Genomic DNA, 15,300 nt, shown 5'->3' with positions numbered 1-15,300 from the left:
TAAAAATTTTGCACTGAATTGTATCATCCAGGGAAATATGAGTTGGGTTTGAAAAAGTCTCCACTTTTTTTGGTATGATAGGCATATAAGGGAGGTCATACATATGGAAACGAATCGTCTGGAATTCTTAATGGAATTACTGCAAACCCCGTCCCCCTCCAGCATGGAGATGGGTATTCAAAAGCGATGGATCAAGGAAGTAGAGCCGTTCGCGGATGACATGAGAACGGATAATGCTGGGAATGCTATTGCTGTATTGAACCCGAAGGCTGATTTTAAAATCTTGTTGGCTGGCCACTGTGATGAAATTGCACTCGTCATCAATCGTATTGATGAACAGGGATATCTACACTTTGACAAAATGGGAGGCATCAATCCGAAAGCAGCTGTCGGAATGAAAGTTGATGTGATGGGTTATGCCAAAACCGTGACAGGCGTGATCGGAGTTAATGCTCAGCACCATGGAGGGTTGAAAGATGACTTTGGTCTGGAAGATTTGTTTATTGATTGCGGAGCAAAGTCGCAAGCTGAAATGGAAAGCTTAGTACAAATAGGAGATTTGGCTGTTTATAAAAGAGAGCCAGAAGTGCTTATGGATCGTTATATCTCGGGGCGCGGACTCGATAATCGTACCGGTCAGTTTATTGTAGGTGAAGTACTACGGAAATTGTCCAAACACAAATTGAATGTAGGTGTGTACGCTGCAAGTACCGTAAATGAAGAAACAAATATGGGTGGCGCCTATTTTGCAGCGGCCGGGATTGAACCGGACATGGCGCTTGCGTGCGACGTGACATTTGCTACGGATTATCCAGGCGTTAATAAAAATAAGCACGGGGATATCAGACTTGAAAAAGGACCGGTGCTTGCTAAAGGTGCACCGATCAACCTGAAAATCAATCAAATGCTTGAAAAGACGGCCAAGACACTGGACATGAACGTGCAGTATGAATTGACCTCCCGGATGACCGGAACGGATGCCGATCGCATGCGTTTGACGGGAAAAGGCGTGCCGATCAGTCTTGTTTCGCTCGGGCTCAGGTACATGCATTCCCCAGTTGAAACAGCGAGTATTCAAGATATCGACGAGGAGATTGAATTGCTCGTCAGCATGATTGCCAATATGACAGGTGAAGAAAGCTTGAATCCATTAGATTAAACGTTAGATAAGATAGACGTATAATCCTGTTACGCATACTCAAAAAAATAAGCCGTCCGATTCGTGTTGAAATTGGACGGCTTATTTTAATTTTGGCGCTGTTAAATGTTGCTGTTGACTGAAAATAGCGTTACACAATATATGCCCATCTAACAGGAAGACTTGGTTACTATGAGCGTTTGGGGCTTCGGGGAAAGAATCGATTTCCACGTACTACTATGGTTTCTCCAGAAGCGCTTGAGCTATTGTGAATCTTTTCCTCTTATAGAAGGTCCGTTCACTAAAATAAAGATAGGTTGGCTGGGTAACGACGAGACTCCCGCGGGAAAAGGAGCTCGGCGAGACCCCACAGAGAGCGTAGCGAACGAGGAGGCTCGGCGGTTCCCCGCAGGAAAGCGAGTTGTTACCCAGCCAACCTAAGACTTTCTACCATAACGGACTAAACGTTCTAGTCTTCCCTATAAGGGGCTATCAACACTGAAATTCAACAGAGCCAGTCTTCATTAAAACCAGGCTTAACTTTCATCTACGCGAAAGCGAGCGGTAGGCGCAACTTCAAGACGTTCTTTCGGAATTGGTTTACCGGATTTTTCACTTAACCCAAATGTTCCTTTTTCAATTCGGTCAAGTGCATCCTCGATTTCCATCATGCGTTCGCGTGCCTGCTCAAAGAATGTCAGTTCTTTTTCTTGTTCAAACTGTTCAGTTCCTAAATTCCCTTTATGATCCGTAACGCTGGAAAGTTCACCAGTTTCATCGTTAGGATCATGGGTGTTGGCTTTCTTTTCGCGATATTGATCAAGTTCTTCTTGTGTTTCGTGCTTCATCTCTAGCAATTGATCTTTGAATTGTTGAATATCTTGATTAGTCAGCATATCTTAAAGCCCCTTTCTTTATCATTTCGTCTTAGGAACGACTCCGATGGTACACCTTGAAACAGAAATCAACTGCTCGTTCTCATCGGTGATGTTAATTTCCCATACCATCGTGTTACGACCGATGTGTATAGGTCTAGCTTCTCCTTTGACAGTACCTTCCCGTTTACTTCGTATATGGTTAGCATTTATTTCAATTCCAAACACTTGTTGCTTGTCCGGGTCAATATTCAAATAAGCACCGAAGCTGGCGGCGGTTTCAGCCAATGCGACGCTAGCTCCGCCGTGAAGGAATCCCATCGGTTGGTGTGTACGCTCATCGACAGGCATGGTTATGATCACACAATCTTTTTGATAAGTCTCTAATTCCATCCCTAGCGCGCTCATTAACGTATTGTTCAAATCCATCTCATTCATTCCTCTCACAATTTTATTTCCCTGCTCATTATAACTGAAACATAAAGGAGGATGAAAAAAATGGCGTTGTGCCATTCTCAGCTTGTGGAGAAATCCCTGTTTTTCCGCAAGCTTTTTTCTTGCCGCCAGGAGCGATGGCCCCTTCCCTTTCCGCGGACGAGCGCCCGAGCTCCCTTGCGAAACCACACTCGGCGATCTCGGCTCACGCGTTCTTCCGCAGGAGTGAAGGGGCTTCGCTTCTTGGAGGTTCTTTAAGTCAGAAAAAGACTCTCTTTCGCCTAGCTCACCCCTGCAAGAGGGAGGACAATCTTTTTCATGTTTGGCGGGCTTCAGAATAGTAGGAACCTTATTTTTCGGGGGTAAGGGAGTGATCTATATATTGGACTATTATTCGCAGTAAATGGTTCTCGGGCACAAGTTTTCTCTGAAACAAAAAATCAAATGACCACGTTGAAAAATGAAAAACTCAGGCTGCCGAGTCTTTCTCGACAGCCTGAGAATGGTGTTGTGTTATTCTTTTTGATTGCTTAGGAAACTATAAAATTCGGGACCTGTGAATCACACATACTTCATAAGCCACGTCCGGCTCCAGCGCCCAGCTCCTCGCGACATAAGCAACCCATCCGGCGGAAGGAAAGACCACCTTCCTCCTGGTGGTTTGCTAAAGCATGTCGGAGCTCCCGGGGCGCTTTGGGCCTTTGTTCTCAACTTATCGGGAAATTGAGTTCTAGTAATAAGGAAAGACCTAGAAGCAGTCCGTAAAATGTATTCGTTTGGGCTGTGGCTTTCATAGCAGGCATCATTTCAAGTGGGGAAGATTTATGCTTGAACCCCTGTACGGCTTCCCGAGCTTTGAAGCCACTGATTAACGTAATGAATGACCAGAGAGGCAGCATCCCTACGAAAATGAAGATGACGGTGGCAACATACGCAACACTAAACATACTCTTTAGAAATGTGACGGCACCCTTATGTCCAAAAAGGATGGCGAGGGTCTTTCGTCCATTCGTTTTATCCCCTTCACGATCGCGTATGTTATTAGCCAGTAATATCGCTCCAACGAACAAGGCGACAGGTAGTGAGATAAGGATGATGTCTGTAGTGATCTCCAGGGTTTGAATGTAGTAACTGATGGCGATGATGATCGTCCCCATAAATAATCCCGCGGCAAATTCTCCGAAAGGCGTATAAGCGAGTGGGTATGGGCCTCCGGTGTACAGATAACCGCATAGCATTGAAACCGTACCAATGAGAGCAATCCACCAGCTTGATGAAGCACAAATATATATACCAAGTAGAATAGCGATGACAAAAAAAGTTAACGCAAGCACAAGGACAGTCCGTGGTCTCACTCCATCCCGTACAATCGCTCCTCCAATACCGACAGAGGTTTCATTGTCCAGTCCACGTATATAGTCGTAATATTCGTTAAACATGTTTGTGCCGACCTGAATTAATATGGATGCAGCGAGCATGGCTGAAAATAACCAAAAATTGATTGAGCCGTCCAGGGCGGCAACCATAGTGCCTACAAAGACGGGTACAAACGCAGCCGTAATCGTATGTGGTCTCAACAAGCGCCACCATACTTGAAACCCACTGCGTTCATTTAATGATGCTTTTAGGTTTTGGTCGTGTGCCGAGTTCATGGTGACCCTCCTCAAAAAATCTGATTCTGACGTTATGATTATATCATGTTAATTCTATGGAAACACACCAAGCGTGTCAACGACTGTAAAAATATGTCGCACTATAGTAATGATTTCTTGAGTCCTTAGCCAAAAGAGAATAAAATAGATAGTGGAATGCAATGCTCTGCCAAGGTGGAGCTTGAATCAACTTGATGTAAGTTTTCACCAACGCTTCATTCGGAATTTTATTTATATAGCATTGCGTACGCAGGGGGAGGGAAAGTCATGCTTCGTACGAAAACGTCACGTCTAGAGGAATTACTGGACGAGGCTTTAAATAATGCAACAGCAACCAACCAACCCAAGCTCATCAGCTTTGTTGAAAAGATCAATACGTTTAACCCTTATGCTGTAATAGATCATGCAGCCGATATCGGGGATCGGGTATTTTGGCATAGTGCTGATGAGGACTTTGTTTTAGTAGGAGCCGGTTCTGCCCGTAAGATAATGGCGACTCAAAACAATCGATATACGGACATCGAAACACAATGGAACCAATTGAAAGAGGAAGCTATCATCTATGATCCTTACCAGGAGAAAGGGACAGGTATTGTGGCGATGGGCGGCTTCAGCTTTTATAAAGATAACCAGCCTTCTGATTTATGGGATGCGTTTCATGCCAGTCAAATGAACATTCCTGCTTATCTGTTTACAAAAAAAGGGGATGACTATTACTTCACGACAAGTGTCCTCGTTTTTCCTGAAGATGATACTGCCGAACTGATGAACGAACTGAAGCGGCAAAAGACCCAGTTGTTGGGGAAAGGAAATGCAGAATGGGCACCGCCGGAACGGACGCATCTTCATGAGGTGGACCCTGAAGGCTGGAAGGAATCGGTTAAACAGGCTGCGGATGATATTAACCGAAGTACTTTGGAGAAAGTCGTCCTTGCACGGGAAGTCCGTGTTCATTTTAAGGCACCTGTCCAGTTGGCCTCCGTTTTAAAAGATCTTGCGCATACGCAAAATAACAGTTATATATTTGCCATAGAGAGTCAGGAAGACTATTTTGTCGGGGCGACACCGGAACGTCTTGTAAAAGTGGAGCAGCAACGACTCGTCTCAACTTGTCTCGCTAGTACAGCTCCTCGTGGAGAGACTGAGGAAGAAGACGGGCGTATCGGTCGTGAATTGCTTCAGGACCCGAAAAACCGAAATGAACATGAATATGTCGTTCAAATGATAAGAGGAGCGGTAGAGGCTTGCTGTGAGAATATTACAATTCCGGAAGAGCCTGTCCTTTATCCGCTTGAGAATCTTCAACATCTCTATACCCCGGTTACAGCTACTTTGCAGCCCGGCCATACGTTGTTGGATGTTGTCGAACGATTACATCCGACGCCTGCAGTCGGTGGATTGCCCCGCAACAAAGCACTGGATTATATTCAGCAGCATGAAGTGATGGAGCGAGGCTGGTATGCAGGTCCTATCGGATGGTTTGACAGCGATCATAATGGTGAATTCGCTGTGGCGATTCGATCCGCACTCGTTCAGAAAGATGAAGCTTCGTTATTTGCGGGCTGCGGGGTGTTAGGAGAATCTGAACCGGAAGCAGAATACGAGGAAACAGCAATTAAATTAACGCCTATGTTGACGGTGCTTGGAGGGGTATGATGGACCACACAGAGTCAATGACACGATATGTCGGCGCATTTGTTGATCAACTGTATCAATCTGGTGTGACTGATGTGGTTATCAGCCCGGGGTCACGCTCCACACCACTTGCCATGACATGTGCAGAACATTCTGGTCTGAAGGAGTGGGTTATTCTCGATGAACGCTCAGCCGGTTTTTTTGCATTAGGCATAGCGAAAGAGCAGCGGGCGCCTGTCGTGCTCATCTGTACGTCGGGAACCGCGGCGGCCAATTATTATCCCGCTATTGTGGAAGCCGCTTATAGCAGACACCCTCTTATCGTATTAACGGCAGACCGACCTCATGAACTGCGCGATGTCGGGGCACCTCAAGCCATCGAACAGATTGATATGTATCATAGCTTTACGAAATGGTTCCATGAGATGGCACTGCCGGAAGGAACGGAACGCATGCTGCATTATGCTAAAAACATTGCAGCGCGTGCTGTGCGTACGAGCGCTTCCGGTAACGCAGGTCCTGTGCAGCTGAATTTTCCTTTTCGAGAGCCGCTTGTTCCTGATTTTTCACTGCCCGACTGGCAGGGGAGTACGTACACGATTCCGCCTGTACAGATGACAGGAAAACGTCAATTAGTTGAGGAACACTTAGGGCAAATCAAGAATCGGTTGCTCCAAGCTGAACGGGGTGTCATCGTGTGTGGGCCGCAGATGGACGTTGCATTACGCGAGGCCGTCATTCAGCTCTCTGACGCATTAGGGGTGCCGGTTCTTGCTGACCCGTTATCACAATTGCGTACAGGCAGCCACGATAAAGAGAATGTCATCGATCAATACGATGCGATTTTGAAATCCTCTCATGCCAAACAGCAATTATCCCCTGAATTTATCATTCGTTTTGGGGCGATGCCTGTATCTAAATCATATTTGCAATGGCTGGAACTTATTGAAGAAGCGGAGCACTTTGTTGTTGAACCTGAAGAGGGCGTGAGAGAGCCTGCCGGTGTGCCAACCCAATTCATTTATGCCGATCCTGTGCGCTTTTGCTATGAGCTCGCCAATTCGGTGCAACGCAGGACCATTGACTCGGATTGGTTGAACCTATGGCAGGAGATGAATCTGGCGGCGAAAGAATGTATGCTGCGTCATCCTGAAGATGAAGCGTTGAACGAAGCCCAGGCAGTTGCTGATTTATCAGAATTGTTACCTGATCAATCAATCTTGTTCGTAGGTAACAGTATGCCGATAAGGGAAGTCGACAGTTTTTTTGTGACTACCCCTAAAGATATAGAGTTATTAGCTAATCGAGGGGGAAATGGAATAGATGGAGTCGTTTCGACAGCACTTGGAGCTTCAGTTTCCGGCAAACATGTTACATTGTTGATTGGCGATGTATCATTATTTCATGACTTGAATGGTTTGCTGACAGCCAAGCATGAATACCTTTCATTAACGGTCGTGTTGATCAATAATGATGGGGGCGGCATCTTTTCCTATTTGCCTCAAGCTCGCCATCCTGATCATTATGAGAAGCTGTTTGGAACTCCGTTAGGTCTCGATTTTAAACCTATAATCGAGGGATACGGAGCGAGCTATAGATGGGCTCGAACTAAAGACCAGTATACCGAATATTTGCGTAACTCTTATCAGAATAAAGGCGTTAATGTGATCGAAATCCGCACCCAGCGCGACGAGCATGTTCCCCATCATAAAGCGAAATGGGAAGACGTGAAACATGCTATATCGGAGCTTCTGGAGCGTGATGTGTAAATGTATGTCACGGTTAACCAGACGCATTACTGGGTGGAAGTTGCGGGCACCGGCCAACCCTTGGTTTTACTACATGGTTTCACAGGCAGTCACCGCACGTGGGAGGGGTTAAGCTGGCCCGGCATTAAAACCATTATGGTCGACCTCCCCGGACACGGCTGCACGAAGGTGGAGAGGGAGTCGCCGTTGACGATGGAGGAGTGCTGTCAAGAACTTATGCAGCTATTTCAGCATCTGCACCTTGACTCGTTTTATTTATTAGGCTACTCGCTGGGTGGTCGTACTGCGTTATCCTACGCGCTGCTCTATCCTGAAAAAGTTAAAGGTATAGTATTAGAAAGTGCTTCACCTGGGCTCAATACGCTTCAAGAGCGCGAGGAACGTCAGCAGAAAGATGAGCGTATCGCCGCCATGCTAGAAAGTGAAGGCATTGGAAAGTTCGTTGATTTCTGGGAAAACCTCCCCTTGTTCGATACCCAAAAAGCAATGCCTCGGGCGAAACAAGCGAAAATTCGCCAGGAAAGGCTATGGCAAGATGCTGAAGGTTTAGCTTTTTCCTTAAGAGGAATGGGGACAGGAAGACAGCCTTCCTGGTGGGAGAGCTTGAATGAACTATCTCACCCTTTCCTCTTGATAGCAGGTGAACAGGATCAAAAGTTTCTAGGGATCGGACAAGCCATGGAAGAACGATTTCGCCATGCATATTTAGAGGTCGTTCCAAGCGCAGGTCATGCGGTACATGTTGAGAAACCAGATATTTTTGCTAAAATTGTAAGTGACTTCGTGATACAATAACAATGTAGTGAAAGTGTTATAAAGGAGTGGTGTTATTTATGACAATCGAATGGATAAACGAACGCGAGTACGAAGATATTTTATACCAAACGTACGATGGCATCGCGAAAGTGACCATCAACCGACCCGAAGTTCGAAATTCGTTTCGTCCTAAAACAGTCAATGAGTTGATTGATGCGTTCACCTATGCGCGTGATGATTCAAAGATCGGCGTAATTGTCCTGGCTGGCGCTGGCGATGATGCTTTTTGTGCCGGTGGAGACCAAAGTGTCCGCGGTCATGGAGGTTATGTAGGCGATGATGAGGTACCGCGCTTGAACGTCCTCGATCTGCAACGTCTGATCCGTGTGATTCCTAAGCCTGTCGTTGCCGAAGTTTCCGGTTATGCGATCGGCGGCGGTCATGTTTTACATATTGTTTGTGACTTGACCATTGCAGCAGATAATGCAATATTCGGCCAGACTGGTCCGAAGGTTGGCAGTTTTGATGCTGGCTACGGAGCAGGACTGCTTGCTCGGATCGTCGGGCATAAAAAAGCACGGGAAATCTGGTATTTGTGCCGTAAATATAGTGCGAAAGAGGCCGAAGATATGGGACTTGTCAACACGGTCGTGCCGCTTGAGCAATTAGAGGCGGAAACCGTTCAATGGTGTCAGGAAATGTTGGAGAAATCACCGACAGCTCTAAGATTCCTCAAAGCTTCCTTCAATGCTGATACAGATGGACTTGCCGGTCTTCAGCAAATGGGTGGCGATGCTACGTTGTTGTACTATACGACAGAAGAAGCGAAGGAAGGGCGCGATGCTTTCAAAGAAAAACGAAAGCCCGACTTTGACCAGTTCCCTCGCTTCCCTTAATAAACTGGATAGGGACGTTACCGAAGCATCAGATCCGTGCCATAAAGGCGTGGCCTGATGCTTCATTCATGTTTAACAAAGCCAGGAGGAAAAATATGACACACGTGATTCCACATTGGTTAGATAAACAAGCAGAGCTAGCTCCAAATGAACAAGCGCTTGAACGGCCTGATGGTTCTTCGTTAACGTTCAACGAACTGCGGGATAACAGCAGACAATGGGCTAAATGGTTGAAGGCACAAGGGATTGAGCGTTATGACCACGTTGCCGTCCTATCTGGCAATGACGAACGAATGGTTTATCTGATTCATGCCTTATCCTATATTGGAGCCGTTGCCGTGTTATTGAACGCACGACTCTCGCAATCTGAACTGGCGTTTCAGATCGATGATGCCGATGTAAAATTGCTCGTCTGTCAAGAAGACTTGTTGCAAACAGGCACAGGTGCTGCTACTTCTCAATCTGTGCTTGTTTTGGGGATGGACAGCTTTCGAACCCTGCCAGATCGAGACGAATCTTTTTTAGAGGAAATTGAACTTGATCAGCTTGCTACCATCATGTACACCTCAGGTACAACAGGAAAGCCTAAAGGCGTTATGCATACGTATGGCAACCATTGGTTCAGTGCTGTCGCTTCAGCATTGAATTTAGGGTTGCACCAGGAGGATAAATGGTTATTGGCGCTGCCTATTTTTCACGTGGGTGGTTTCTCTGTATTGATTAAGAGTCTAATCTACGGCATGCCTGTATATTTATTGAACCAATTTGATGAGCACGTGGTGAATAGGGCGATTTATCAACATGGTGTGAGCATCGTGTCGGTTGTTACGCCTATGCTAAATCGGTTGATGGATAACATGGAAGAGCGTGAGTACCCCCATACATTTCGTTGTATGCTGCTCGGGGGCGGACCCGCTCCTTATACACTACTCGAACAAGCCAAACAAAAGAAGATTCCGGTCTTTCAAACTTATGGTATGACCGAGACTTCGTCACAGATTGTGACGCTCAGCCCGAAGGATGCGCTAGAGAAGTTAGGGTCTGCCGGGAAAGCGTTAAGCACAGCCCAGCTGCAAATTGGCAAAGGTGCTGAGCCGTACGAAATAGATGTAATCAGACTCAAGGGCCCGATGGTCACAAAAGGGTACTACAAACGACCGGAGGCAACGGAAGAGTTATTTCAAAATGGTTACTTATCTAGCGGGGATGTCGGCTACCTGGATGAGGAAGGGTTCCTGTACGTTGTGGACCGTCGCAAGGATCTGATTATATCAGGAGGAGAAAACATCTACCCAGCTGAAATTGAAAATGTTCTTCTTGGGGTAGAAGGTATCATCGATGCCGGCGTAACCGGAATGGAAGATTCTAAGTGGGGTGCGGTTCCAGTTGCATTTGTCGTGACACATAAAAAGCAGATGCTGACTGCAGAGGAAGTCAAACGTATGTGCCAAACACAACTCGCACGTTATAAAGTACCCGCTCACATTTATTTTGTAGAGGAGCTGCCACGGAATGCTGCTAGGAAATTACTGAGGCGCAAACTGCTCGAGATCATTCCAAAAGGAGAGACGTGAATGGATATTAGCTCACTAAACCTTTTTCATGTAACGTTGCCCCTTGCTCGACCATTCGAGACCCATCAAGGCACTCTTACCCATCGCGAGGTAATCATTGTGAAAGCCATTGATTATGATGGAGTCGCTGGGTTCGGAGAAGTGCACCCTTTCACCACACCGTTTTATACAGCTGAAACCATACAGACAGCCTGGCATATCTTAACAGATGTTTTTCTGCCGGTTGTGGATTTCGAGAAGATCAGCCATCCATCTGATGTGTGCGAAGCCTTAAGCGGCTACCACGGTCATCAGATGGCTAAAGCAGGGTTAGAAGGTGCATTATGGGATCTGTTCGCTAAGCAAAAGGAGGAATCACTTAGTTCTGTGCTTGGTGGTACACGCGAAGTGGTACAAGCAGGGGTGGCATTAAGTTTATCAGACGACATTCAAACGCTTGCACCCAAACTGAAAGAACAAGGGTATCAAAAATTTAAGGTAAAGGTGACTAAAGGGAAGGAGCATGAGCAACTCCAATCTATACGGGAGGTTGATCCTTCGTTACCGGTCATGATCGATGCCAATGGGATGTACAGCCACATTGATTTTGACACAGTAGTCTCACTGGATAACTTAAATCTCATGATGATCGAGCAGCCGTTCCCAGCTGGAGACTTTATAGATCATCGGCAATTGCAAACCGAGATGAAGACGCCCATATGTTTAGATGAATCAATTATGGGTGTACATGATGCGTATCAGGCCATCATGTTGGAAGCCTGCCGGATCATAAATATTAAGATAGGGCGCGTTGGTGGTCTGACACAAGCCAAGCAAATTCATGACTTATGTGATCAGCATGCGGTGCCGGTTTGGAGTGGAGGAATGGTCGAAACAGGAATATCAAAAGCGCATCATATCGCTTTAGCATCATTGAATAATTTCACTATTCCGGCCGATCTTACGTCATCTTCCCATTTTTTTGACAAGGATTTAGTAGAGCCGCCCATAACAGTCGAGTCAGGCCAGGTTAGCGTGCCTGACGGTCCGGGCATCGGTTTTGAAGTTGATGAAGATTATGTGCATGCATGTACAGTAAGATCCCATATATATAAAGTTGAAGCATAATGCCTTGCTCCATTTCTGTGTTTTGACACCACCATTTTTCCCCCATACACTTGACCATGGGCGTAATGATAAGAATGTTGAGCTTCTACGAGAGGTGACAATATGAACCAATTGACAGAACAAGAAGAAAAATTTCTTGATGACAACTTTAGATACTATACACGGGATTATGATCACAAGCGTTCGATGGAGGTTGTAGATGGTGGGGAGCTGCAAAACGTGGAAGACTTAAAGCCATTACTCGACCGGATTCATGAGTTCATGGAATCTGAATTTTATTTAACGACGGCATCCTTGTTGGCAAAACGTTATGGATACTATATGGTGACCGGACCTATGGCCTTAATGTCGGGCTTCAATAAGTTTCCTGATACCACCCCTGAGAACCTCACATTCATCAGGATAGATGAAGATAAAAAATGGTTTCCCAAGCTGCAATTAAAGGATAAACAGGTGAGCGTACCAGGTACGGATCGTCACCAGTGGGTGAAAACCAATATGGAACAGCTCATGAAATGTAATGTATTACCATTTTTTCAATCGTTGAATCAGGTGACACGTATTTCCATGAATGTACTTTGGGAAAACTTCGTCATTTATCTCTTTTGGTTTTATGAACAGGAAGCGGATAAATGGTTTGAGCCGGACCAGCTTGCATTAATAAAAGATGATTTTCACTTTATTTTAAATGAACTTCCTGCGGAGGTTTTTGGTACGGAGAGCCATCCTTTTTATTATTTTCAGTTTCAGCCGACGCTTCGCAATGGAAAAAGGGAGCGGAAGTGTTGCTGCTTAACTTACCGATTGAATGAAGAAAGCGGCTATTGTAAAGTTTGCCCGCATCTGAATCAGGGATAGTGATGCGGGGAGTAACTGAGCGTCCGGCCGAAGCCCTTATGGGCGGTTTTGTGGAAAGTATGGGCGATTATAGCTCAAACTTGGGCGATTCGCCACGGTGTTTGGGCGCTAGCAGCCATCATGATCGGTTCCGCCTGGCAGCCCCTCGGACGCTTTGCTCTAACTGTTATCTCTGTTGGGAGCGTCTGTATAAGGAGGTTCGCTTTCTCGATCCTTATCGTCATGGGTCGGGTGGGCGCCGGGGTGCTGTCTGGGCAAGTCCTGATGCAAATTACGATTTTCATAAGTGAAACTGCTATAGAACTGTTGGCCTTCTTTCCAATCGGTATCTTTATTTTCCACGGGAACATCCTTGCCTTTTGCAGCACCAAATGGCCCTTCAGGAAATTCTTCAGAGGCTAAAAAATTCTGCTGTGTTTCAGCGTTCGAGAAATCAGTATAACGCTGTTTTTTCTTTGCCATGGTATATCAACTCCAAACTTTTTTTTAGTATGAGCCAAAATCGCTCTGCTCATTACGATTTTTCTTACCGTCTATGAGGATCAGCAGGATAAATTCTCTCCATTGGATTCATACTAGATAAGACATTGTTGATATATCATCAGGAGGGGTCATTATGGAGAAGAAAAAATATTTCGTCAATATAGGCACGAGGGAAATCTCTGTGAATCATGATGCGAATAATGACGACTTTATCATCTATGCCAATGATGAAGAGATTGTGTTGTTAAGGGAAGTATTTGATGAAGTATATAACGCGGATATGCGGAGCTTTTTTCGGTCCCATACTCCATTTAAACCTTATCATCAAGATGCAGATAATGATGAATTTGATGAAGGAATGAACACGGTATTTCAGAAATTGTATGAATATGGAGATGACATGACGCGCGAGAATATTCGCAGCATGGACGTATTAGAGGATTTGGAGGATTGAAAAAAGGGTGACCGCTCAGGCCACCCTTTTTTCAATTATCACCTTATTGCTGGAGGTTAGGCATCTCCGTTGCATTTTCACTGACTTCTTGAGGTATTTCAATGTCGCCGATTTCATTAAATTTGCTATAATCACCGTTGACTTTTTGACTGATGGTGGATGTTTCTCCATTCTCATCTACTGTAAATTCCATTGCCATATCAAATGACTCTGGGTAATGTGTATCTTTAGCAATCTTAAACGTGTAGCTAAGTTGTTCCACAGTTACAGCGTCCATCATTTGATCGTCCCATTGGTCTTCTGGCAGCGCTTGTTTCATTGTTTCCTCAATTAGTTGTTTAACATTATCCCCTTTTGAGCTGAAAGACAGCGTATAATGGTCGTCGTCTTCTTCCATCGTAAAGTCATCGACATAATCTTTAAGTAGATCTAGTTGCTCAGCAGGTGTTTGCTGGACGTTGGTCATCTGATTGATTTGTTTCATCATTTCTTTAGGAGCCTTCATCCAGCCGTTTGTTCCAGGCTGGGAGATATACATCTCATCCTCTTTATAGTACATTTCGACTTCTTGCCCCATCATGGTCATTGTTTGATGGAGAGCCAATGGGTCTGTGATCATCTCTGCCTGGATTTCGCTTTCCATGTTCATGCCATTCATACCGGGCAAATTTTCCTTCCCATCGGCACCGGTGATCCCGGTTAAATCCATTTGTTGTTCCATCGTCATATCTACTGCTAAACTGTCAAGCTCTTTGCTGGCTTCATTGGCCTGTGAATAGATGTCTTGAAGTTTGGCCTGTTCACTGGCTGAGCAAGCCGTCAATACGAACACCGCCATAAGCACGCAGGCTATCCCCCACACTCTACGTTTCATAAAACTCCCCTCCCCAAAAATAGTGTAAACTGACTGTTTATACGGTTCTGTAGTGAGCGAAGTTTCACATTTTGTCAACTTTTTTCAAGTTTAGCAAAATTAATGGAAAGGTATAATACGTGTAGATGCACCTCTGTTTCAAAAGGATTCTACGTAAAATCGAGCTTTGTATTCCACGACCTCTATGGTACCATCAAAAAGACGTGCGATTTTAGGAGCGCCATTCTATCTGGAATACCTGAAGTTTATGGGGGTTTCATATCAAAGTCGTTATTAGAGCTTAGTGCAGAAGGCAGTTGAAGACAATGAAAACATTCTACGATTATTATCATAACCAAGTGAAGTTATCATTTGATTCCCATCCTTTTTCTGAGTACCCGAAACACGTTTGGGTCATTTGCCGCTTCGGAAAACAATGGTTGTTAACGAAGCATAAAGATCGTGGCCTCGAATTCCCAGGAGGTAAAGTGGAGGATGGGGAAACACCTGATGAGGCAGCTGTACGTGAAGTGATGGAGGAGACGGGGGGAGAAGTTTCTGAATTGACTTACATAGGCCAATACTTTGTAGAAGGTCGGGGAGGCACGATTATTAAGAACATCTATTTCGCTCGTGCTTCTACTCTGTATGCCCGTCAACATTACTTTGAAACGAACGGTCCAATGTTGTTGGATGCCTTACCTTCAAATATTAAAAAAGACAGGCGATATAGCTTTATGATGAAGGATGGAGTATTGCCGTTCAGTTTGAGGCAAATCGATGTAATGAATTTAAATGGAACATCACAATCATAA

15 protein-coding genes are annotated in these 15,300 nt (G+C 45.2%); 10 read left to right on the top strand and 5 right to left on the bottom strand.

Features of this window, described 5'->3' with window-relative positions:
* Positions 1 to 103: 103 nt before the first annotated feature.
* Positions 104 to 1,159, top strand: a complete 1,056-nt coding sequence (locus HOP45_RS11860; RefSeq protein ID WP_181349508.1) for a M20/M25/M40 family metallo-hydrolase — start codon at positions 104 to 106, stop codon at positions 1,157 to 1,159.
* 515 nt (positions 1,160 to 1,674) lie between these two features.
* Here the strand turns inward: HOP45_RS11860 and HOP45_RS11855 are convergent.
* The 3 genes from HOP45_RS11855 to HOP45_RS11845 form a co-directional block, all read right to left on the bottom strand.
* Entirely contained in the window at positions 1,675 to 2,034 is a 360-nt protein-coding gene (locus HOP45_RS11855) for a TraR/DksA C4-type zinc finger protein (protein ID WP_181349507.1), read from the bottom strand.
* A 21-nt stretch (positions 2,035 to 2,055) separates the two neighbouring features.
* Positions 2,056 to 2,442 (bottom strand): hotdog fold thioesterase, encoded by a 387-nt coding sequence (locus tag HOP45_RS11850; RefSeq protein ID WP_370458014.1) that lies wholly within the window; start codon positions 2,440 to 2,442, stop codon positions 2,056 to 2,058.
* Positions 2,443 to 3,155: 713 nt separating this feature from the next.
* Complete coding sequence (locus HOP45_RS11845) at positions 3,156 to 4,100, bottom strand: 1,4-dihydroxy-2-naphthoate polyprenyltransferase (RefSeq protein WP_181349506.1); 945 nt, start codon at positions 4,098 to 4,100, stop codon at positions 3,156 to 3,158.
* A 267-nt stretch (positions 4,101 to 4,367) separates the two neighbouring features.
* On the opposite strand from HOP45_RS11845, the gene HOP45_RS11840 reads away from it, so the two are divergent.
* From HOP45_RS11840 to HOP45_RS11810, 7 genes are all read left to right on the top strand, one after another.
* Positions 4,368 to 5,756 (top strand): isochorismate synthase, encoded by a 1,389-nt coding sequence (locus HOP45_RS11840; RefSeq protein WP_181349505.1) that lies wholly within the window; start codon positions 4,368 to 4,370, stop codon positions 5,754 to 5,756.
* Complete coding sequence (gene menD, locus HOP45_RS11835; RefSeq protein WP_181349504.1) at positions 5,756 to 7,504, top strand: 2-succinyl-5-enolpyruvyl-6-hydroxy-3-cyclohexene-1-carboxylic-acid synthase; 1,749 nt, start codon at positions 5,756 to 5,758, stop codon at positions 7,502 to 7,504. The genes HOP45_RS11840 and menD overlap by 1 nt, the downstream gene beginning before the upstream one ends.
* Positions 7,505 to 8,299 (top strand): 2-succinyl-6-hydroxy-2,4-cyclohexadiene-1-carboxylate synthase, encoded by a 795-nt coding sequence (gene menH, locus HOP45_RS11830; RefSeq protein ID WP_181349503.1) that lies wholly within the window; start codon positions 7,505 to 7,507, stop codon positions 8,297 to 8,299.
* Positions 8,300 to 8,337: 38 nt separating this feature from the next.
* Positions 8,338 to 9,156 carry a 1,4-dihydroxy-2-naphthoyl-CoA synthase gene (gene menB, locus HOP45_RS11825; RefSeq protein WP_181349502.1) on the top strand — a complete coding sequence of 273 codons (819 nt, stop codon included), beginning with the start codon at positions 8,338 to 8,340 and terminating at the stop codon, positions 9,154 to 9,156.
* A gap of 95 nt (positions 9,157 to 9,251) precedes the next feature.
* Positions 9,252 to 10,730, top strand: coding sequence for an o-succinylbenzoate--CoA ligase (locus tag HOP45_RS11820; protein WP_181349501.1), 1,479 nt, complete (start codon positions 9,252 to 9,254; stop codon positions 10,728 to 10,730).
* Positions 10,731 to 11,837 carry an o-succinylbenzoate synthase gene (gene menC, locus HOP45_RS11815; protein WP_181349500.1) on the top strand — a complete coding sequence of 369 codons (1,107 nt, stop codon included), beginning with the start codon at positions 10,731 to 10,733 and terminating at the stop codon, positions 11,835 to 11,837.
* 102 nt (positions 11,838 to 11,939) lie between these two features.
* The gene (locus tag HOP45_RS11810; RefSeq protein ID WP_181349499.1) at positions 11,940 to 12,695 is read left to right on the top strand and encodes a hypothetical protein; all 756 of its coding nucleotides are present in this window, start codon (positions 11,940 to 11,942) and stop codon (positions 12,693 to 12,695) included.
* Positions 12,696 to 12,854: 159 nt separating this feature from the next.
* Here the strand turns inward: HOP45_RS11810 and HOP45_RS11805 are convergent, their stop codons facing one another.
* Positions 12,855 to 13,157: a hypothetical protein gene (locus HOP45_RS11805; RefSeq protein ID WP_181349498.1), complete on the bottom strand. Its 303-nt coding sequence runs from the start codon at positions 13,155 to 13,157 to the stop codon at positions 12,855 to 12,857.
* Positions 13,158 to 13,311: 154 nt separating this feature from the next.
* Here HOP45_RS11805 and HOP45_RS11800 point away from each other — a divergent pair, with 154 nt between their 5' ends.
* Positions 13,312 to 13,632 (top strand): hydrolase, encoded by a 321-nt coding sequence (locus tag HOP45_RS11800; RefSeq protein WP_181349497.1) that lies wholly within the window; start codon positions 13,312 to 13,314, stop codon positions 13,630 to 13,632.
* Positions 13,633 to 13,675: 43 nt separating this feature from the next.
* On the opposite strand, the gene HOP45_RS11795 is transcribed toward HOP45_RS11800, so the two are convergent.
* Positions 13,676 to 14,506: a DUF6612 family protein gene (locus HOP45_RS11795; protein ID WP_181349496.1), complete on the bottom strand. Its 831-nt coding sequence runs from the start codon at positions 14,504 to 14,506 to the stop codon at positions 13,676 to 13,678.
* Positions 14,507 to 14,811: 305 nt separating this feature from the next.
* Here HOP45_RS11795 and ytkD point away from each other — a divergent pair, with 305 nt between their 5' ends.
* Positions 14,812 to 15,300: an RNA deprotection pyrophosphohydrolase gene (gene ytkD / locus HOP45_RS11790; protein WP_181349495.1), complete on the top strand. Its 489-nt coding sequence runs from the start codon at positions 14,812 to 14,814 to the stop codon at positions 15,298 to 15,300.

It is taken from the genome of Thalassobacillus sp. CUG 92003, from assembly GCF_013618635.1.
Lineage (GTDB): Bacteria > Bacillota > Bacilli > Bacillales > Halobacillaceae > CUG-92003.
The sequence above is the reverse complement of the archived record's forward strand: the minus strand, read 5'-3'. Positions and strand labels throughout refer to the sequence as shown.